Here is a 15,676-nt window from a genome sequence, read left to right as displayed (position 1 = left end):
GTTTTTTGAATAGCGGAGAGGCCGACCAGCGTGGAAGGAGCCCCGTCGAGGCGGCTGCAAGACAGCTCTTTCCTTACCCGACAGCGCGCCTTTCAGCACAGCCCCGTATGTTGCATCCCCATGATTCGACATGAGATTACGCCTGACACGACATCTTCGTATCGACGCCGGAGGCTTCCTTCCGCCGCCCCTTCCCTGGCGAGGCCCAACGAAAAGACGCGCCTATAGCAAAACCAAATGATCATGATGGGAGTTCGAAATAGGATTTGCCACCGGACCGGCGGATGATGGGCCATCGGAATCGGACTGCCCACAACAAGGCTGCCCACCACCAGACTGCCCATGCGGGGGAGCGGACATTCATGGCACAGAACAAAAGAGCGCTGGTTCTCAGCGCCCACTCGGCGGACTTCGTGTGGCGCGCCGGCGGCGCCATCGCGCTGCATCAGAAGAAGGGCTACGAGGTCACCATCGTCTGCCTGTCCTACGGCGAGCGCGGCGAGTCCGCCAAGCTGTGGAAGCAGGACGGCTGCACGCTGGACCACGTAAAGACGGAGCGCCGCAAGGAGGCCGAGGCCGCCGCCAAGGCACTGAACGCCCACGACATCCAGTTCTTCGACCTCGGCGACTACCCGCTGGAGATCGACCGCGAGGCCAAGTTCCGTCTGGTCGACGTGATCCGCAAGGTGCAGCCGGCCTTCCTGATGAGCCACTCGCACTACGATCCCTACAACACCGACCATTCCTACGCGACCAAGGTCCTGATGGAATGCCGGATGATCGCCCAGGCCTGGGGCCACAATCCGGGCCAGAAGGTGCTCGGCGCCCCGCAGCTCTACCTGTTCGAGCCGCACCAGACCGAGCAGATGGGCTGGAAGCCGGACGTCTTCCTCGACATCACCGAGGTGTGGGACAACAAGCGCGCCGCCATCGAATGCATGGCCGGGCAGGAGCATCTCTGGGATTATTACACCAACCTGGCGCAGAACCGCGGCAACCACTTCCGCCGCAACTCCGGCGGGCAGGCCGGCGGGCGCAACGCCCGCTACGCCGAGGGCTTCCAGTCGGTCTATCCCCGCACCGTGGATGAGCTGTGATGAACGTCGTCGTCCAAACCATCGAACGGGCCGACCCGGCGGTGATCGCCGGTCTGGCCGACTGCGGCGTCGCCACCGTGCACGAGGCGCAGGGCCGCAAGGGCCTGCTGGCCTCCGCCCTGCGCCCGATCTATCCGGGCGCCCAGCTCGCCGCCTCGGCGGTGACCGTCCTCGCCCCGCCGGCCGACAACTGGATGCTCCACGTCGCCATCGAGCAGGTGACGCCGGGCGACATCCTGGTGCTCGCCACCACCTCACCGTCGGACGCCGGCTATTTCGGCGACCTGCTGGCGACCTCGGCCCAGGCGCGGGGCTGCGCCGGTCTGGTCATCGACGCCGGGGTGCGCGACGTCCGGACGCTGACCGACATGGGCTTCCCGGTCTGGTCCCGCGCGGTCTGCGCGCAGGGCACGGTCAAGGAGACGCTGGGTTCGGTCAACGTGCCGGTGGTCTGCGCGGGCGCACTGGTGAATCCCGGCGACGTGATCGTCGCGGACGACGACGGCGTCTGCGTGGTCCGCCGCGAGGAGGCCGCCGGCGTGCTGGCGAAGGCGCAGGACCGGCTGGCCAAGGAGGAGGAGAAGCGGGCGCGGCTCGCCGCCGGCGAACTCGGCCTCGACATCTACGGCATGCGCGGCCCGCTCGCCGCGAAGGGGCTGCGCTATGTCTGACGGCGTGCGCTGCCTCTGGATGCGCGGCGGGACCTCCAAGGGCGGGTATTTCCTGGCCGACGACCTGCCGTCCGGCACGGCGGCGCGCGACGCCTTCCTGCTGCGGGTGATGGGCTCGCCCGACCCGCGCCAGATCGACGGGATGGGCGGCGCCGACCCGCTGACCTCCAAGGTGGCGGTGGTGCGCCGGTCGGAACGGCCGGGCGTGGACGTCGACTACCTGTTCCTTCAGGTGTTCGTGGACAAGGCCATCGTCACCGACGCGCAGAACTGCGGCAACATCCTGGCCGGCGTCGGCCCCTTCGCCATCGAGCGCGGCCTCGTCCCCGCCCGCGACGGCGTGACGCCGGTGACCATCCACATGGAAAACACCGGGCAGGTGGCGGTGGCCGCCGTGCCGACGCCGGGCGGGGCGGTCACCTACCGGGGCGAGGCGCGCATCGACGGCGTGCCCGGCACGGCGGCGGCGATCCCCATCGAGTTCCGCGACACCGCCGGCTCCTCCTGCGGGGCGCTGCTGCCGACGGGCAACGTCGTGGACGTCATCGACGGGGTTCCGGTCACCTGCATCGACAACGGCATGCCGGTGGTGGTGCTGCGCGCCGCCGACCTCGGGGTGCGCGGCGACGAGACGCGGGAGGACCTCGACGCCGACGCGGCGTTGAAGGCGCGGCTGGAATCGATCCGGCTGCAGGCCGGGCCGCGGATGAACCTGGGCGACGTAACGGACAAGTCGGTGCCGAAGATGACCCTGGTCAGCGCGCCGGCCAACGGCGGGGCGATCTCCACCCGGACCTTCATCCCGCACCGCTGCCACGCCTCCATCGGCGTGCTCGGCGCGGTCAGCGTCGCCACCGCCTGCGCGCTGGAGGGCTCCCCCGCCGCGTCGCTCGCCGTGGTCCCCGACGGCGCCACCAAGACATTGAGCGTCGAGCACCCGACCGGCGAGATGACCGTGGTCCTCGACCTGGACGGCTCCGGAACGGTGACCCGCGCCGCCCTGCTGCGCACCGCCCGCAAGCTGTTCGACGGCACCGTCTACGCCGACTGATCTCTTTCCCCGAAGGGAGCCTTCCATGGACGCCGACTACCGTCCCTTCCACCCAAACCCGAGCAAGCCGGCCTACACGCCGCCGCCCGGCGCGGTGGACGCCCACTGCCACGTCTTCGGCCCGGCCGACCGCTTCCCCTACGCGCCAGAGCGCAAATACACCCCCTGCGACGCGCCGAAGGAGAAGCTGTTCGCCCTGCGCGACGATCTGGGCTTCGCGCGCAACGTCATCGTCCAGGCGACCTGCCACGGCAAAGACAACCGGGCTCTGGTCGACGCGCTGAGGGCCTCCAACGGGCTGGCGCGCGGCGTCGCCTCGGTCGGCCCGTCGATCACCGAGGGCGAGCTGGCCGAGCTGCACGAGGCCGGGGTGCGCGGTGTGCGCTTCAACTTCGTCAAGCGTCTGGTGGACGCCACGCCCAAAGAGGTCTTCCTCGGCATCGCCGACAAGATCGCCCGGTTCGGCTGGCACATCGTGGTCTATTTCGAGGCGCCGGACCTCGACGACCTCACGCCCTTCCTGCGCGAGCTGCCCACCACCATCGTCGTGGACCACATGGGCCGCCCGGACATCGCCAAGGGCGTGGACCACCCGCAGTTCCAGAAATTCGTCGCCCTGATGGACGAGAACCCGAAGGTCTGGAGCAAGGTGAGTTGCCCCGAGCGGCTGAGCGTCCAGGGTCCGCCGGCCTACGACGACGTGGTGCCCTTCGCCCGCCTGCTGGTCGACCGCTTCACCGACCGCGTGCTGTGGGGCACCGACTGGCCGCACCCGAACATGACCTCGCACATGCCCGACGACGGGCATCTGGTCGACGTCATCCCCCGCATCGCCACCGACGAAGCCAAGCGGATGGCGCTTCTCGTCGACAACCCGATGCGGCTTTACTGGTCCGAATAAGCCGGAAACGATCAACAGAAACGACAAGGAGGAAAACACCCATGAGCGCGCCGTTGACACACGAGGCCATTCCGGGAACCACCATCTTCGATGGCCGGATGGCGATGAAGGGCTATCCGCTCAACAAGATGTGCTACTCGTTCAACGAGGCGGCGGCCCGGCAGGAGTTCCTGGCCGACGAGGACGCCTACTGCACCAAGTTCGGCCTGACCGACGAGCAGAAGACGGCCATCAAGGACCGCAACGCGCTCGCCCTGCTGGCGGCCGGCGGCAACATCTACTTCCTCGCCAAGTTCATCGGCATGCTCGGCCTGAATGTCCAGGACATCGGCGCGCAGCAGACCGGCATGACGGTCGAGGAATTCAAGGCGAAGCTCAAGGCGGCGGGGAACTGAGACCATGGCCAGGATCGTCGGTGGCGTCACCACCTCCCACATTCCCGCGATCGGCAACGCCATCGCCAACGAACTCTTCGAGGACCCCTACTGGAAGCCGTTCTTCGACGGCTATCCCAAGGCCCGCGAGTGGCTGGCCGAGGTCAAGCCGGACGTGGCCATCGTGGTCTACAACGACCATGGCCTGAACTTCTTCCTCGACAAGATGCCGACCTTCTCCATCGGCGCGGCACCCGAGTACCAGAACAAGGACGAGGGCTGGGGCCTGAAGCCGCTGCCGCCCTACCCCGGCGATCCGGAGCTGTCCTGGCACATCATCGAATCGCTGGTGAACGACGAGTTCGACATCTGCTCCTGCCAGGAGATGGCGGTGGACCACGGCTTCACCGTGCCGATGGCCCTGCTGTGGCCCGACCAGACCCAGCGGCCCGTCCGCACCATCCCGGTGGCCGTGAACACGGTGCAGCACCCGCTGCCGACCCCGGCGCGCTGCCTGAAGCTGGGCGAGGCGATCGGCCGCGCGGTGGCGTCCTACCCCAAGGACCTCAAGGTGGTGGTGCTGGGCACCGGCGGCCTGTCGCACCAGCTCGACGGCGAGCGGGCGGGCTTCATCAACAAGGACTTCGACCTGATGTGCCTTGAGAAGATCGTCGACGAGCCGGAGGCGCTGGCGAAATACTCCATCCACGATCTGGTCCGGCTGGCCGGCGCCCAGGGGGCGGAGCTGATCCTTTGGCTCATCATGCGCGGCGCGCTGGGCCAAAAGGTTTCGAAGGTGCACAGCAACTACCACATCCCGATCTCCAACACCGGGGCCGGCCTGCTGGTCCTGGAAAGCGCGGCCTGATCGGGACACCGCCGCCGTTGGCCCCCGACCGCCGCCGCGTTCCCCGGCGGCCGGGGACCATAAGCGCAAGGCCGGTGCAGCGCGCGCTGCACCGGCCTGTTTTTGCTTGCAACGCGGCAATCACCGCGTCAGCGAGGCCAGCGGAAAGCCCTCGTCGGCGGCCTGGTCCGGCGTCAGGGCGGCCTTGCGGTCCAGCAGCTTGCGGCCGACCATGTGGTCCGCCGGGCGGTTGACGGAGTCGATGGCGACCAGGGCACCCTCACGGAAATAGAAGGCCGAGAAGCGGCGGTCCTCCAACGACCCGCGCAGCACCATCCGGTCGTGAGCGGCGGACAGGCCGACGATCTGCAGCTTCACGTCATACTGATCGGACCAGAACCAGGGGGCCGCCGTGAAGGGACGCTCCCGCCCCAGCAGCACGGCGGCGGCCGACTTGCCTTGCTCGACGGCGTTCTGGACCGACTCCAGCCGCAGCAGGGTCCCGGTGCCGATGCGCCGGGCCGTGCAGTCGCCGACCGCGACGATGGCCGGATCGTCGGTGCGGGCACAGTCGTCCACCAGAACGCCGCCGTCGCACGCCAATCCACAGCCTTCGGCCAGCGCCGTGTCGGGGACGATTCCGACGCCGACCACCACCAGATCCGCCGGATGCGAGCGCCCGTCGGCGGTGCGCACGGCGGTGACGCGGCCACCCTGCCCGTCCAGCCCGACCACCTTGGCCCCCAGTTCGACCATCACGCCCTGCCCACGGTGCAGGTCGGCGTAGAAGCCCGCCAGGAACGGCGTCGCCGAGCGGGCGAGCAGCCGGTCGGCCGCCTCCAGGATGGTCACCTCCAGGCCGCGCTTGCGCGCCGCCGCCGCGACCTCCAACCCGATGTAGCCGCCGCCGATCACCACCACCCGCGCCGCCCGGTCGAGCGCCGCGCGTATCCGCCGGGCGTCGTCCAGCGACCGCAGGCCGAGCACACCGTCCAACTCATCACCGCTTATCGGCAGACGGCGCACCCGCGCCCCGGTGGCCAGCGCCAATCCGCGATAACCCAGGCGGCGCCCGTCCTCCAGGCGCACGTGACGGACGGCGCGGTCGATGGCGGCGACGCGCGTGCCGGTCAGCAGGGCGATGCGCTGCCGTTCGAAGAACTCGGCGCCGCGGATGGCGAGTTGCGCCTCCTCCATCGTGCCGGCGAGAATCGCCTTGGACAGCGGCGGCCGGTGATAGGGGGCCGAAGCCTCCTCCCCGATCAGTGTGATGGGACCGTCGTAGCCCTCGGCGCGCAGGGATTCGGCGACCTGCAAGCCGCCCTGCCCCGCCCCGACGATGATCATTCCCGCTTCGACCATTCCCGCTTCCGCTTGCGCCGGGCCGCCCATCAGCTCTGGGCCTCCGGCAGGCGGACCACGATGCCGTCCAGCGCGTCGCTCACCCGGATCTGGCAGGACAGACGGCTGTTGCTGCGCCGCTCCGACGCCGTGCAGTCGAGCATCTCCTCCTCCGTCTCGCTGGGCGGCGGCAGGGAGTCGACGAGCGCCTCGTCCACATAGCAGTGGCAGGTCGCGCAGGCGCAGGAGCCGCCGCATTCGCCCTCGATGCCCGCGACACCGCTTTGCACCGCGCCCTGCATCAGGGTCCAGCCCGTCGGGATGTCCACGACCTGCTCCAGGCCATCGTGCTCGATGAAGGTGACCTTCGCCATGACCGAAAAATCCTTTGGAAAAGCGTGTTCTGCGAAAACCGTGTTCTGCGTCCTGGCGCGGCCGGAGCCTCCCCCGGCCGCGCCGTCGTCCCCGCGATCAGCCGACCGCCAGTTCGAGGCGGGTCGGGCTGCGGAAGGTGGTGGAGGGCATCCAGGGAAGCTGGTCCTGCACCCGGACGAACTCCGGCACACGCTTCAGGAACTCCTCGCAGGCGACGCGGGCGGCCAGACGGGCGAAGGCGGTGCCGAGGCAGGCGTGAACGCCGCCGCCGAATCCCAGATGCCCCTTCGGCTTGCGGTCGATGTCGTAGAGATGGGCGTTGGCGAAGCGCCGCTCGTCGCGGTTTCCCGACCCGTAGGCGAGGCAGACGAAATCGCCGGCGCGCATCGTCTGGCCGTGCAGCTCGACGTCCTTCTGCAGGCAGCGGCGGAAGCGCTGGGCCGAGGTGTTGAAGCGCAACGATTCCTCGATGGCGTCGGGGATCAGCGCCGGGTTGGCGGCGAGCCGGCGGCGCGCGTCGGCGTGGTCGGCGAGGTTCAGGGCGAACATCGCGAGGAAGCCCGACAGGGATTCGATGCCGGCCATGATCAGCGTGGTGATGGTCATCTGCACCTCGCGGTCGGCCAGCTTCTCGCCGGCGACCTCGGCCTGGATCAGCGCGGTGATCAGATCGTCGCCGGGCTCGCGCTTGCGCAGCTCCACCAGCTCCTTGGCGTATTCGCTCATCCACTGGAAGGCGGCGAGGTGCTCCGGCCCCTTCTGCCGGGTGCGGGGATCGGACTGCACCATCAGCACGGCCTTGTCGCGCACCATCCGCTCGTTCTCGCGCGGCAGGTTGAACAGGCCGAACAGCACGTCCACCGTGACCTTGCTGGAGACGTCGCTGACGAAGTCGAAGGTCCTCTCCCCTTGAACGGCATCGAGCGCCCGGTTGGCCGAGGCGCGCACCGGCTCGGTCAGCCCCTCCACCGCCTTCTTGGTGAAGGCGAACTGGACGATGCTGCGCAGGCGGTCGTGGCGGGGCGGATCGGTGGTGCCCAGCGTGTTGCCGGCGCGGTTGGGCATCTCGTCCATCAGATTGCCCTTGGCCGAAGAATAGGTTTCCCAGTCGTTCAGCGCGGTGACGATGTCGTCGTAGCGCGACAGCACCCACATGTTGGCTTCCTCGCTCCAGAAGCAGGGATGCTCGTCACGCAAGGTCTTGTAGAAAGGAAACGGGTCGGCATCGACGGCCGGTGAGTAGGGATCGAAGCGAAACATCGGGCGCACTCCTCCGACACCCGCGGCGGCGGGCGGCCAATTGGCAGTTTTTGGTTTGGATTGACGCGAACCGTTCTGGTCGCGAACAATTGCATCCTAGACGGATTCGCCTTCGCGACGGAATGGACGAAGCGGAAGGAAAATTGTACTTTTCCGACAAACGAAGGCGCGGGGGAGGACGGCATGGAAAAGGATGCGGAGGGGCTGGCGCAGACGCCTTCCGGAATGGTCCCGCTGTTCGCCCTCTACGGCGAGGAGGCCCGGCTCACCGACGCCGAATTCATCCACATCGAGGACATCGAAAGCCGCAGCCGCCTCTACGATTGGGGCATCGGCTCCCACACCCACCGCGGGCTGTTCCAGCTGGTGGCGGTGCTCGACGGCGGGGCGCGCGTGCAGATCGACGACCGGGTGGCGGAGGTCGCCGCCCCCTGCGTGATCGTCGTTCCCCCGGCGGTGGTGCATTCCTTCCAGTTCCAGCCGGGCAGCCACGGCTATGTGCTGACGGTGGCCGAGGTGATGCTGTTCGATGGCGCCAGCGCGCAGAGCCGGCCGCTGTTCGAGGCGCTGTTCCTGCGCCCCTGCCTGATCGATTTCACCGACGCCCCGGCGGCGGCGGGGCGCGTCGCCGCGCTGCTCGATCAACTGATGACGGAGTTCCGCTGGCCGCAGCTCGGCCGGTCGGCGATGTGCGAGTGGCTGCTGCGCGGCGTCCTGCTGCTGCTGGAGCGCCAGCGCGCGGCGGCGGCCGGCGCCGACCCGGCGGAGCGCGTGCGCACCGCGCTGTTCGCCCGCTTCCGCGCGCTGGTCGAGGACCATTTCACCGAACATTGGACGATCCCGCGCTACGCGGACGCGCTGGGGATCACGGAATCGCGGCTGAACCGCCTGTGCCGGCATCTCGCCGGCCGCTCCGCCTTCGAGGTGGTGCAGGACCGCCTGCTGCTCGAAGCGAAGCGCCGTCTGGTCTACATCGCCGCACCGGTGGCAATGATCGCCTATGAGCTGGGCTTCCAGGACCCCGGCTACTTCAACCGCGTCTTCAAGAAGCTGACCGGGAAGACGCCGGCCGCCTTCCGGCGCGAGGCGCGGGCCGGGTAGTACAGGCTGTTTCTCAGCGCCCCACCGGGTCGAGCCGCGTCAGAATGGCGTCGGCGAGCGCCCGGTAATCGCTCTCGCCGATGGCGCGGGCATCCAGCTTGAGGTCGCCGACGCGCTGCTGCCAGTCGACGGCGGCGCGGGCCATGCCGCCGGCCAAACCCAGCTCATCGACGGTGCGCGCGACCTCGCGCATCTCGGCGGCGCGGCGGACGCCGTGGGTCATGACGCGCTCCTGCATGTAGGCGGCGCGCTCCTTGAAGCCGAAACCGGGATAGGTGACGTCCAGGGAGTCCAGCACCACCTCGTCCACCCCGGCCTTGCGCCCGGCCAGAACGCATTCGAGAAACAGCGCCTCCAGCCCCTTCATCATGACGCTGCGGATCATCTTGATCGAGGAGGCGGTGCCGACCGGTCCCGCCGCCTCTTTGGCGCTCATCTCCAGGGCCGACAGGGTAGCCAGAGCCTCGGCGGCGTGCGGACCGGCGACCAGCAGCGGCGTCTTGTGGAGTTTCGGATGGACCGGCGCCATCACCGCCAGATCGACGTAGCGCCCGCCCGCCGCCTCGACCGCCTGCGCCGACTCCCGCTTGGTGCCGGGCGCGCAGGAGTTGCCGTCGAAGAACAGCGCGCCGGGCGCGAGATGGGCGGCGGCGTTGCGGGCGGCGGCCTGCGCCTGATCGGCGGAGACCAACGAAAAGACCAGCGCGGCCCCGGCCAAAGCGTCCTCCGCCCGCTCGGCGCCGGTCACACCCGCCGCCACATAGTCCGCCCATTTGCGGGCGCGCACCACCGCGTCGGCGGACCCGGTCTTGACGTCGAAGGCGGCGACCGTGTCGGCCAGCCCGGCGCCCCGCCAGCCGGAGCAGAAGGCCGACGCCGCCTCCCCGAATCCAATGAAGGCCACCTTGGCCGTCCGCTGGTCCCGCACCGTCATCGCCGCCTCCGTCCGTTCGCGCGCTGGGAGTCCATCTCCCTTCCAATGGGCAGGACTAACACGCCGACACACCCCCGGCGTCATTCAATGACGGACCGCCCTATCCATTTTTTGAATAGTGCTTCATCCGTGTTTTGAATGGCCGCTCACGGGCGGGGGACCGGCGAGACGGCCTGCGTCCCGGCCGCGCGCAGCAGGTCGAGGAAATGCGCCTGCGTCGCGGTCGGGCGCCACCCCCGGCGCACGGTGAGGCCGATGGTGCGCTCGGTGTTGGCCAGTTCCACCGGGAGGATGACCAGCAGGCCCAGCTCGTGCTCATGCCGGATCTGGTGCGCCGAGATCAGCGTCAGCCGGTCGCTGCCCAGCAGCAGGCCGCGCACCAGGATCTGGGAACTGGTCTCGACCAGCCCGCGCGGTGGGGCGTCGGCGAACAGCGCCTCGAACCGGTCGCGCGTCGGCGTGCCGCGCCGCGGGACCACCCATTGGCACCCCGCCAACTCCTCCAGCGTCAGCTTCGGCCGGCGGGACAGCGGGTGGAAGGCGCGCGCCACCACGACCAGCGGGTCCTCGAACAAGGGCTCCTGCACGACATCGTCGATGGGCAGCGGGTCGCGCAGCGCGCCGATCAGCACGTCGATCTCGCCGTGGCGCAGCCCGTGCAGCAGGTCGTCGTAGGGGCCGTCGAGCACGTCGAACTGGACGTCCGGACGTTCGCGCACCAGCGCGTTGACGGCGGTCGGCAGGATGAAGGGGCGCGACAGCGGCATGCTGCCGACGACGATGCGGGCGGTGTCGCCGCCCAGCCCCTCGCCGACCTCGGCAAAGCCCTGCTCCAGCTCCGTGATCGCCAGCTTGACATGCTGGACCAGCGCCTTAGCGGCGGGGGTCAGCGCGATGCCGGCGGCGGTCCGCGCGAACAACGCCATGCCCGCCAGTCGTTCCAGATCGCGGGCGGCGCGGTGCAGGGTGGGTTGCGAGATGCCGACGGTGCGCGCGGCGAGGCTGAAATTGCCGGCGTCGGCGACCGCGGCCAGCGCGCGGATCTGCGCCGCGGTCAGCAGCTGGTCGAAATCCGCCACACCGCGCAGGCCGCCCTTGCGTCCCCCGATGCGGACGGCCTCGCGCGTGCCGGTGCGCAGGCGGTCCAGCGCGCGCTCCACGCGGTCGAGGAACAGCACGCCCATGGCGGACACCGCCATGCCGTCCGGCCGCCGCTCGAACAGGGGGGTGCCGACCTCCTCCTCCAGCTTGGCGATGGCCTGGGTGATGGCGGGCTGGGACAGATGCACATGCTCCGCCGCCTGACTGATGCTGCCGCGCCGCGCCACCTCGCGGAAGGCCCGCAAATGCCGGATGTTGGGAATGCCGTTCATCGGACCGTCCTGCTCCACAGCACCGCTGCCGGAGCGGCCATAGCAAAACTCAATGGCTCCAGCTTATCGTCGGGGCCCCGCTCCGTAAAGAGGCCGGGCCGCGGGGCGTGCTACACCGCCGCCGCGCGCTTGACCGCCTCGATCATCCCCTGAAAGCCCTGGGCCGAACGGTACGGCCCCTGCGGATCGGCCGCCTGGACGAAACAGGCGCGGAGCCGCTCCCAGTCGGGCGTCGGGCACATCTCCTCGAACCAGGGGCCATGGCTCCGCCATGGGGCGAGCGCCGCCGCGACGTCGGCCGGCAGAACGCGCCCGCCGTCGCGTTCCTGCTCCAGGAAGGCCAGGGCCGACCGGCAGCCGCCGGCCATGTTCTCGGCGAAGACCCCGAGGCTGTCCGGGTGCAGGCGGGGGCGTCCGTCCGGGTCGATGTGGAGGATGGGAAAGACCGGCGCCAGCCGCGGGAACAGGGTGTTCGCCCACAGGGTGCCGCCCCAGTAGACTTGCGCGATCCGGGCGAAATGGGCCACCTCGACGACGGGTTCGAGTCCGCTCGCCTCCAGGGGCAAAATCTCGACCTTGGGCTTGGTGACGGTCACGGTGTCGTTGGCCGCGTCGACATACAGCGCGCCGATCTGCATGGCGTTCTGGAAGTAGCTGCCGCGCAGCGCCCCCCAGATCGGCGAGAGGTGGCCGCCCTCGCGGACGAAGGCCGCCAGAGCCTGCGTGACCGGCGTGTCCGGCGCGGCGATCCGGCGGCGCAACCGCTCGAAGACGGCGTCGCTGATCTCGCGGCAGAAGCCCTTGGGGTAAGGGTTGCGGCGCTTCGGGAAGGTCAGCCGGCCCTCGTCCCGATCCCGGTCGACGCCGTGGCGCAGTTCCAGCATCAGCGCTTCCAGGGCCGCAAGATGGGGGCCGAGCCACCGCTCCGTCAGGGCGCGCATCCCCTCGTCGGGCGGAACCAGGCGGCGGTGGGCCTGCCAGAGCCGCAACTGGCGGTCCAACGGAGTCTCGGAGCCCAGCGGCGGACGGACGGAAGCGGTGTGGCTCACGGGCGGGCGGTCTCCGGGGAAAGCGGCAACCGTCCATTCGGTCCGCAAGGCCAACCCGGGCGGAGCGGCGCGCGGCATCCCCGATCTGGTCCCCGCCCGGTCTGGTCGCGGACAGGTAACGCCGTTGCCGGGCCGCAGGTCAAGCGACCATCGCGGTCCAGCGGCGTCCCGTCGCTCAGGGCGACGGGTCGACCCGCTTCATCGCCTTGCGGCAGTGAACCAGCGCGTCGCGGATCATGACGTTGACCAGCGTCGGCGACACGCCGAGGGTCTCCGCGATGTCCTTCTGGCTGTGGCCGTGGATCCGGTGCATTTCGAAGGCATAGCGGGTGCGCTCCGGCAGATCGGCCAGCGCCGATTCGAGCGTCTGCAGGAGCTGGCGGTTCACGTTCACGCTTTCCGGCGAGGCCGCGTCCGGCGTGCTCACCGCCTGCCCCTCCTCCTCCGCCGCCATCAGACGCGATTCCAGGCCTTTCCGGCGGCAGTGATCGATCGCCAGATTGCGCACGACCATCATCAGGTAACCCGCCTTGGCCCGGATGGAACTGGTCGATTCCGCTCCCAGAAGCTTCAGGAAGGCGTCCTGGACCACGTCCTCGGCGTGGTGGCGGCACCCGGTGATCCGCTCGGCCACCCCGATCAGCGACCGCCGATGCGTCGTGAAGACGTCGGTCAGGGTCTGGTTCTCGGCGGTTCCTACCGGTCGCATGGGACGATCCTTGTGCAAAGCGACGCCGCGGCGGGGCAGCAATCCCCAAGGCTTGACAAGCCGTCGCAAGCTAATGCAACTGACAGTCATTTGCAAATGAGGAAAAAGAAGAAATTCCTGCGGCGATTTCTAGTATTAGTTGCGCGAGTTCTCGATGACCCCGCGCCTCGCAGGCTTTCTGCTCGGCGGGCTGGCGCTTGGCTGGTCGGTGCTCGCCGCGCCGCCTGCCGCCTTGTCCGATTCCATGCAGCCCAAGTCCCAAGACAGGCCGCTGGCCATCCCGGCCCTTCCGCTGGGCGAAGCACTGACCCGCTTCGGCCAGCAGACCGGTTTGCAAATCCTCTACAGCCCGGACCTCGTGTCAGGCCGCCGGTCGCGCGCCCTGGCGGGACGGATGGCCCCGGCGGCGGCCCTCGCCGAGCTGCTGAGCGGGACCGGCCTGGCCTTCGACCTGCGCGACGGTATGGCGACCATCGGCCGGCCGCAGGAAACCGCCGACGTCCTGCCCCCCTTGACGGTGGAGGCCCGACCGCTGCACAGCGGCCGGGCGGCGAGCCTCGCCAGTCCCGACCAAAGCGTCGGCCGCACCGAAACCCCCGTCGAAGACCTGCCGCAGGGGCTCTCCATCGTCACGCGCGCCGATCTCGACCGGCGCGACGTCCAGGACATCAACGGCGCGCTGGCCTACAGCGCCGGCGTGCGCCCCATCGACTATCCCGGCGGCCAGGGCGCCATCGACGTCTATGTCCGCGGCTTCCGCCAGAGTTCCGAAGCCGTCCTGCTCGATGGGCTGCGCAGCGGCTACAACCCCTATGGGCTGGAGTACGAGCCCTTCGGCGTGGAGCGGGTGGAGGTGCTGAAGGGACCGGCTTCCGCCATCTATGGCGCGATGCCGCCCGGCGGCGCCATCGCCCTGACCAGCAAGCGCCCGACCGATCAACCGCTCCACCAACTCCAACTCCAGGGCGGCAGCCATGACCGGCGGCAGGTCACCGCCGACCTCGGCGACCGCATCGACGCCGGGGGATCGTTGCGCTACCGGCTGACCGCGCTGTCACGGCGCAGCGGCACGCAGGTCGACCACACGCCGGATGACCGCCTCTATGTGGCCCCCGCGCTGTCCTGGTCGGCCGGTGAGGGCACCGAGATCACCCTGCTCGCCAGCCTCCTCGATTTCCGCAAGATGGGGGCGGAGCAGAGCTTCCCGGTGTCGGGCACGGTGCTGGACAACCCCTACGGCCGCCTCGATTCCAGCCTGTTCCTGGGATATCCGGGGGTGAGTTCCTACCGCTCGCGCACCCTCTCGGCCGGCTACGAGGTCCGCCACGCCCTGACCGATGACTGGACGCTGCGCCACAGCCTGCGCCACAGCCGCAGCCGCGTCGCCTACCGGTGGAGCTGGTCGGACTCCGGCGCGCTGGAGGCGGACCGCTATTACCGGTTCGGGCTGCAGGACCGGCCCAAGACCAGCGCCACCCTGCTGGCCGACGCCAACCTGCAAGGCGCCGTCACCACCGGACCGCTGCGCCACAGCCTGCTGGCCGGCACCGATCACGCCCGCTACCGGGTGCATGAAACGCGGCGGAACGGCACGGTGGCCGACCCGATCGACGTCTTCGCCCCGGTCTATGGCGGCCCCTACGCCTGGGACGCGGCGCTGCTCAACGACCTGACCGACCGCATCCGCCAGACCGGCCTCTATCTCCAGGACGAGATCGCCGCCGGGGGCTGGCGGCTGACGCTCGGCGGGCGGCTGGACTGGAGCCGCACGGACGTCCGCGGCCTGCTGTCCGACAGCGTGCCGGTGGAGACGATGCAGTTCGACCGCGCCTTCACCAAGCGCATCGGACTCGCCCACCGCTTCGACAACGGCCTGACGCCCTACGCCGGCTATTCGACCTCCTTCCAGCCGACCAGCGGCAGCGACGCGCAAGGCCATCCCTTCTCGCCGAGCCGCGGCGCGCAGATCGAAACCGGGCTGCGTTACCGGCCCGAGGGCTTCGAGGCGCTGTTCACCGCGTCGCTGTTCCGCGCGGTGCAGCGCAACCTCACCGCCGCCGATCCGAACCATCCCGGTTATCTGACCCAGACCGGGGAAACGCGGTCGCGCGGCATCGAGCTGGAGGCGCGGACGGCGGTCGGCGAGACGACCGATCTGACGGCGGCCTACACCCACACCGATGCGCGGGTCACCCGCGACACCCCCGCCCCCGGCGGCACCGACAAGACCGGGCATCGGGTGGCCTCGGTCCCCCGCCACGCCGCGTCGCTCTGGCTGCGCCAGCGTTTCGAGGACGGACCGGCCGACGGCCTGACCGCCGGCATCGGCGTGCGGTATGTCGGCGCGACGTACAACGCCGCGAACAGCGTGCGCGTCCCCGCCTACACGCTGGTCGATGTCAGCCTGGGCTACGAGCTGGACCGGCTCGGCCCCTCGCTCGACGGGGTCGGGCTGACGCTGACCGCGACCAACCTGTTCGACCGCCGCTATTTCTCGCCGGGCTTCTATGAGGATTCGGTCTTCATCGGCAACCGGCGGGCGGTGCTGGCGACCCTGTCCTACCGCTGGTGACCGGCCCGCTGGTGACCCGCG

At 69.6% G+C, this 15,676-nt stretch carries 15 protein-coding genes; 8 read left to right on the top strand and 7 right to left on the bottom strand.

Annotated features, from left to right (window positions below; translation table 11 throughout):
- Positions 1-362: 362 nt before the first annotated feature.
- The 6 genes from ABAZ39_RS27390 to ABAZ39_RS27365 are packed head-to-tail and all read left to right on the top strand — an operon-like array spanning position 363 to position 4,962.
- Positions 363-1,097 (top strand): PIG-L deacetylase family protein, encoded by a 735-nt coding sequence (locus tag ABAZ39_RS27390; RefSeq protein ID WP_014198973.1) that lies wholly within the window; start codon positions 363-365, stop codon positions 1,095-1,097.
- Entirely contained in the window at positions 1,097-1,768 is a 672-nt protein-coding gene (locus ABAZ39_RS27385) for a 4-carboxy-4-hydroxy-2-oxoadipate aldolase/oxaloacetate decarboxylase (RefSeq protein WP_040137472.1), read from the top strand. Before ABAZ39_RS27390 ends, ABAZ39_RS27385 begins: the two co-directional genes overlap by 1 nt.
- On the top strand, positions 1,761-2,819 hold the full coding sequence (locus tag ABAZ39_RS27380; protein ID WP_040137471.1) for a 4-oxalomesaconate tautomerase: 1,059 nt from the start codon (positions 1,761-1,763) through the stop codon (positions 2,817-2,819). The genes ABAZ39_RS27385 and ABAZ39_RS27380 overlap by 8 nt, the downstream gene beginning before the upstream one ends.
- A gap of 25 nt (positions 2,820-2,844) precedes the next feature.
- On the top strand, positions 2,845-3,720 hold the full coding sequence (locus ABAZ39_RS27375) for an amidohydrolase family protein (RefSeq protein ID WP_040137470.1): 876 nt from the start codon (positions 2,845-2,847) through the stop codon (positions 3,718-3,720).
- A 41-nt stretch (positions 3,721-3,761) separates the two neighbouring features.
- Entirely contained in the window at positions 3,762-4,115 is a 354-nt protein-coding gene (locus tag ABAZ39_RS27370; RefSeq protein ID WP_040137469.1) for a protocatechuate 4,5-dioxygenase subunit alpha, read from the top strand.
- Positions 4,116-4,119: 4 nt separating this feature from the next.
- Positions 4,120-4,962, top strand: coding sequence for a class III extradiol dioxygenase family protein (locus tag ABAZ39_RS27365; RefSeq protein ID WP_040137468.1), 843 nt, complete (start codon positions 4,120-4,122; stop codon positions 4,960-4,962).
- Between the two features lie 120 nt (positions 4,963-5,082).
- On the opposite strand, the gene ABAZ39_RS27360 is transcribed toward ABAZ39_RS27365, so the two are convergent.
- From ABAZ39_RS27360 to ABAZ39_RS27350, 3 genes are all read right to left on the bottom strand, one after another.
- Positions 5,083-6,303 carry an NAD(P)/FAD-dependent oxidoreductase gene (locus ABAZ39_RS27360; protein ID WP_040137467.1) on the bottom strand — a complete coding sequence of 407 codons (1,221 nt, stop codon included), beginning with the start codon at positions 6,301-6,303 and terminating at the stop codon, positions 5,083-5,085.
- Between the two features lie 29 nt (positions 6,304-6,332).
- The gene (locus ABAZ39_RS27355; protein WP_035681311.1) at positions 6,333-6,656 is read right to left on the bottom strand and encodes a 2Fe-2S iron-sulfur cluster-binding protein; all 324 of its coding nucleotides are present in this window, start codon (positions 6,654-6,656) and stop codon (positions 6,333-6,335) included.
- 97 nt (positions 6,657-6,753) lie between these two features.
- Positions 6,754-7,917 carry a cytochrome P450 gene (locus ABAZ39_RS27350; RefSeq protein ID WP_014199251.1) on the bottom strand — a complete coding sequence of 388 codons (1,164 nt, stop codon included), beginning with the start codon at positions 7,915-7,917 and terminating at the stop codon, positions 6,754-6,756.
- 183 nt (positions 7,918-8,100) lie between these two features.
- Between ABAZ39_RS27350 and ABAZ39_RS27345 the strand changes: the two genes are divergently transcribed.
- On the top strand, positions 8,101-9,018 hold the full coding sequence (locus tag ABAZ39_RS27345; protein ID WP_051658627.1) for a helix-turn-helix domain-containing protein: 918 nt from the start codon (positions 8,101-8,103) through the stop codon (positions 9,016-9,018).
- Positions 9,019-9,031: 13 nt separating this feature from the next.
- Here the strand turns inward: ABAZ39_RS27345 and ABAZ39_RS27340 are convergent, their stop codons facing one another.
- The 4 genes from ABAZ39_RS27340 to ABAZ39_RS27325 form a co-directional block, all read right to left on the bottom strand.
- Positions 9,032-9,952, bottom strand: coding sequence for an NAD(P)-dependent oxidoreductase (locus tag ABAZ39_RS27340; RefSeq protein ID WP_040137466.1), 921 nt, complete (start codon positions 9,950-9,952; stop codon positions 9,032-9,034).
- A 146-nt stretch (positions 9,953-10,098) separates the two neighbouring features.
- Positions 10,099-11,325, bottom strand: coding sequence for a LysR family transcriptional regulator (locus ABAZ39_RS27335; protein WP_040137465.1), 1,227 nt, complete (start codon positions 11,323-11,325; stop codon positions 10,099-10,101).
- A gap of 110 nt (positions 11,326-11,435) precedes the next feature.
- On the bottom strand, positions 11,436-12,374 hold the full coding sequence (locus ABAZ39_RS33495; protein WP_051658626.1) for a hypothetical protein: 939 nt from the start codon (positions 12,372-12,374) through the stop codon (positions 11,436-11,438).
- A gap of 175 nt (positions 12,375-12,549) precedes the next feature.
- The gene (locus ABAZ39_RS27325; protein ID WP_040137464.1) at positions 12,550-13,083 is read right to left on the bottom strand and encodes an RNA polymerase factor sigma-70; all 534 of its coding nucleotides are present in this window, start codon (positions 13,081-13,083) and stop codon (positions 12,550-12,552) included.
- 154 nt (positions 13,084-13,237) lie between these two features.
- On the opposite strand from ABAZ39_RS27325, the gene ABAZ39_RS27320 reads away from it, so the two are divergent.
- Positions 13,238-15,655 (top strand): TonB-dependent siderophore receptor, encoded by a 2,418-nt coding sequence (locus ABAZ39_RS27320; protein WP_063922751.1) that lies wholly within the window; start codon positions 13,238-13,240, stop codon positions 15,653-15,655.
- The last annotated feature ends 21 nt before the right edge of the window (positions 15,656-15,676 follow it).

The organism is Azospirillum argentinense (assembly GCF_000632475.1).
In the GTDB taxonomy this organism is placed as follows: Bacteria; Pseudomonadota; Alphaproteobacteria; order Azospirillales; family Azospirillaceae; genus Azospirillum; species Azospirillum baldaniorum.
Note: the sequence above shows the minus strand (reverse complement) of the source record. Positions and strands in the feature narration are given on the sequence as shown.

Coding starts and splice junctions, on each gene's coding strand:
- ABAZ39_RS27390 (WP_014198973.1), top strand. CDS start 363: ATGGCACAGAACAAAAGAGCGCTGGTTCTCAGCGCCCACTCGGCGGAC.
- ABAZ39_RS27385 (WP_040137472.1), top strand. CDS start 1,097: ATGAACGTCGTCGTCCAAACCATCGAACGGGCCGACCCGGCGGTGATC.
- ABAZ39_RS27380 (WP_040137471.1), top strand. CDS start 1,761: ATGTCTGACGGCGTGCGCTGCCTCTGGATGCGCGGCGGGACCTCCAAG.
- ABAZ39_RS27375 (WP_040137470.1), top strand. CDS start 2,845: ATGGACGCCGACTACCGTCCCTTCCACCCAAACCCGAGCAAGCCGGCC.
- ABAZ39_RS27370 (WP_040137469.1), top strand. CDS start 3,762: ATGAGCGCGCCGTTGACACACGAGGCCATTCCGGGAACCACCATCTTC.
- ABAZ39_RS27365 (WP_040137468.1), top strand. CDS start 4,120: ATGGCCAGGATCGTCGGTGGCGTCACCACCTCCCACATTCCCGCGATC.
- ABAZ39_RS27360 (WP_040137467.1), bottom strand. CDS start 6,303: ATGGTCGAAGCGGGAATGATCATCGTCGGGGCGGGGCAGGGCGGCTTG.
- ABAZ39_RS27355 (WP_035681311.1), bottom strand. CDS start 6,656: ATGGCGAAGGTCACCTTCATCGAGCACGATGGCCTGGAGCAGGTCGTG.
- ABAZ39_RS27350 (WP_014199251.1), bottom strand. CDS start 7,917: ATGTTTCGCTTCGATCCCTACTCACCGGCCGTCGATGCCGACCCGTTT.
- ABAZ39_RS27345 (WP_051658627.1), top strand. CDS start 8,101: ATGGAAAAGGATGCGGAGGGGCTGGCGCAGACGCCTTCCGGAATGGTC.
- ABAZ39_RS27340 (WP_040137466.1), bottom strand. CDS start 9,952: ATGACGGTGCGGGACCAGCGGACGGCCAAGGTGGCCTTCATTGGATTC.
- ABAZ39_RS27335 (WP_040137465.1), bottom strand. CDS start 11,325: ATGAACGGCATTCCCAACATCCGGCATTTGCGGGCCTTCCGCGAGGTG.
- ABAZ39_RS27325 (WP_040137464.1), bottom strand. CDS start 13,083: ATGCGACCGGTAGGAACCGCCGAGAACCAGACCCTGACCGACGTCTTC.
- ABAZ39_RS27320 (WP_063922751.1), top strand. CDS start 13,238: ATGACCCCGCGCCTCGCAGGCTTTCTGCTCGGCGGGCTGGCGCTTGGC.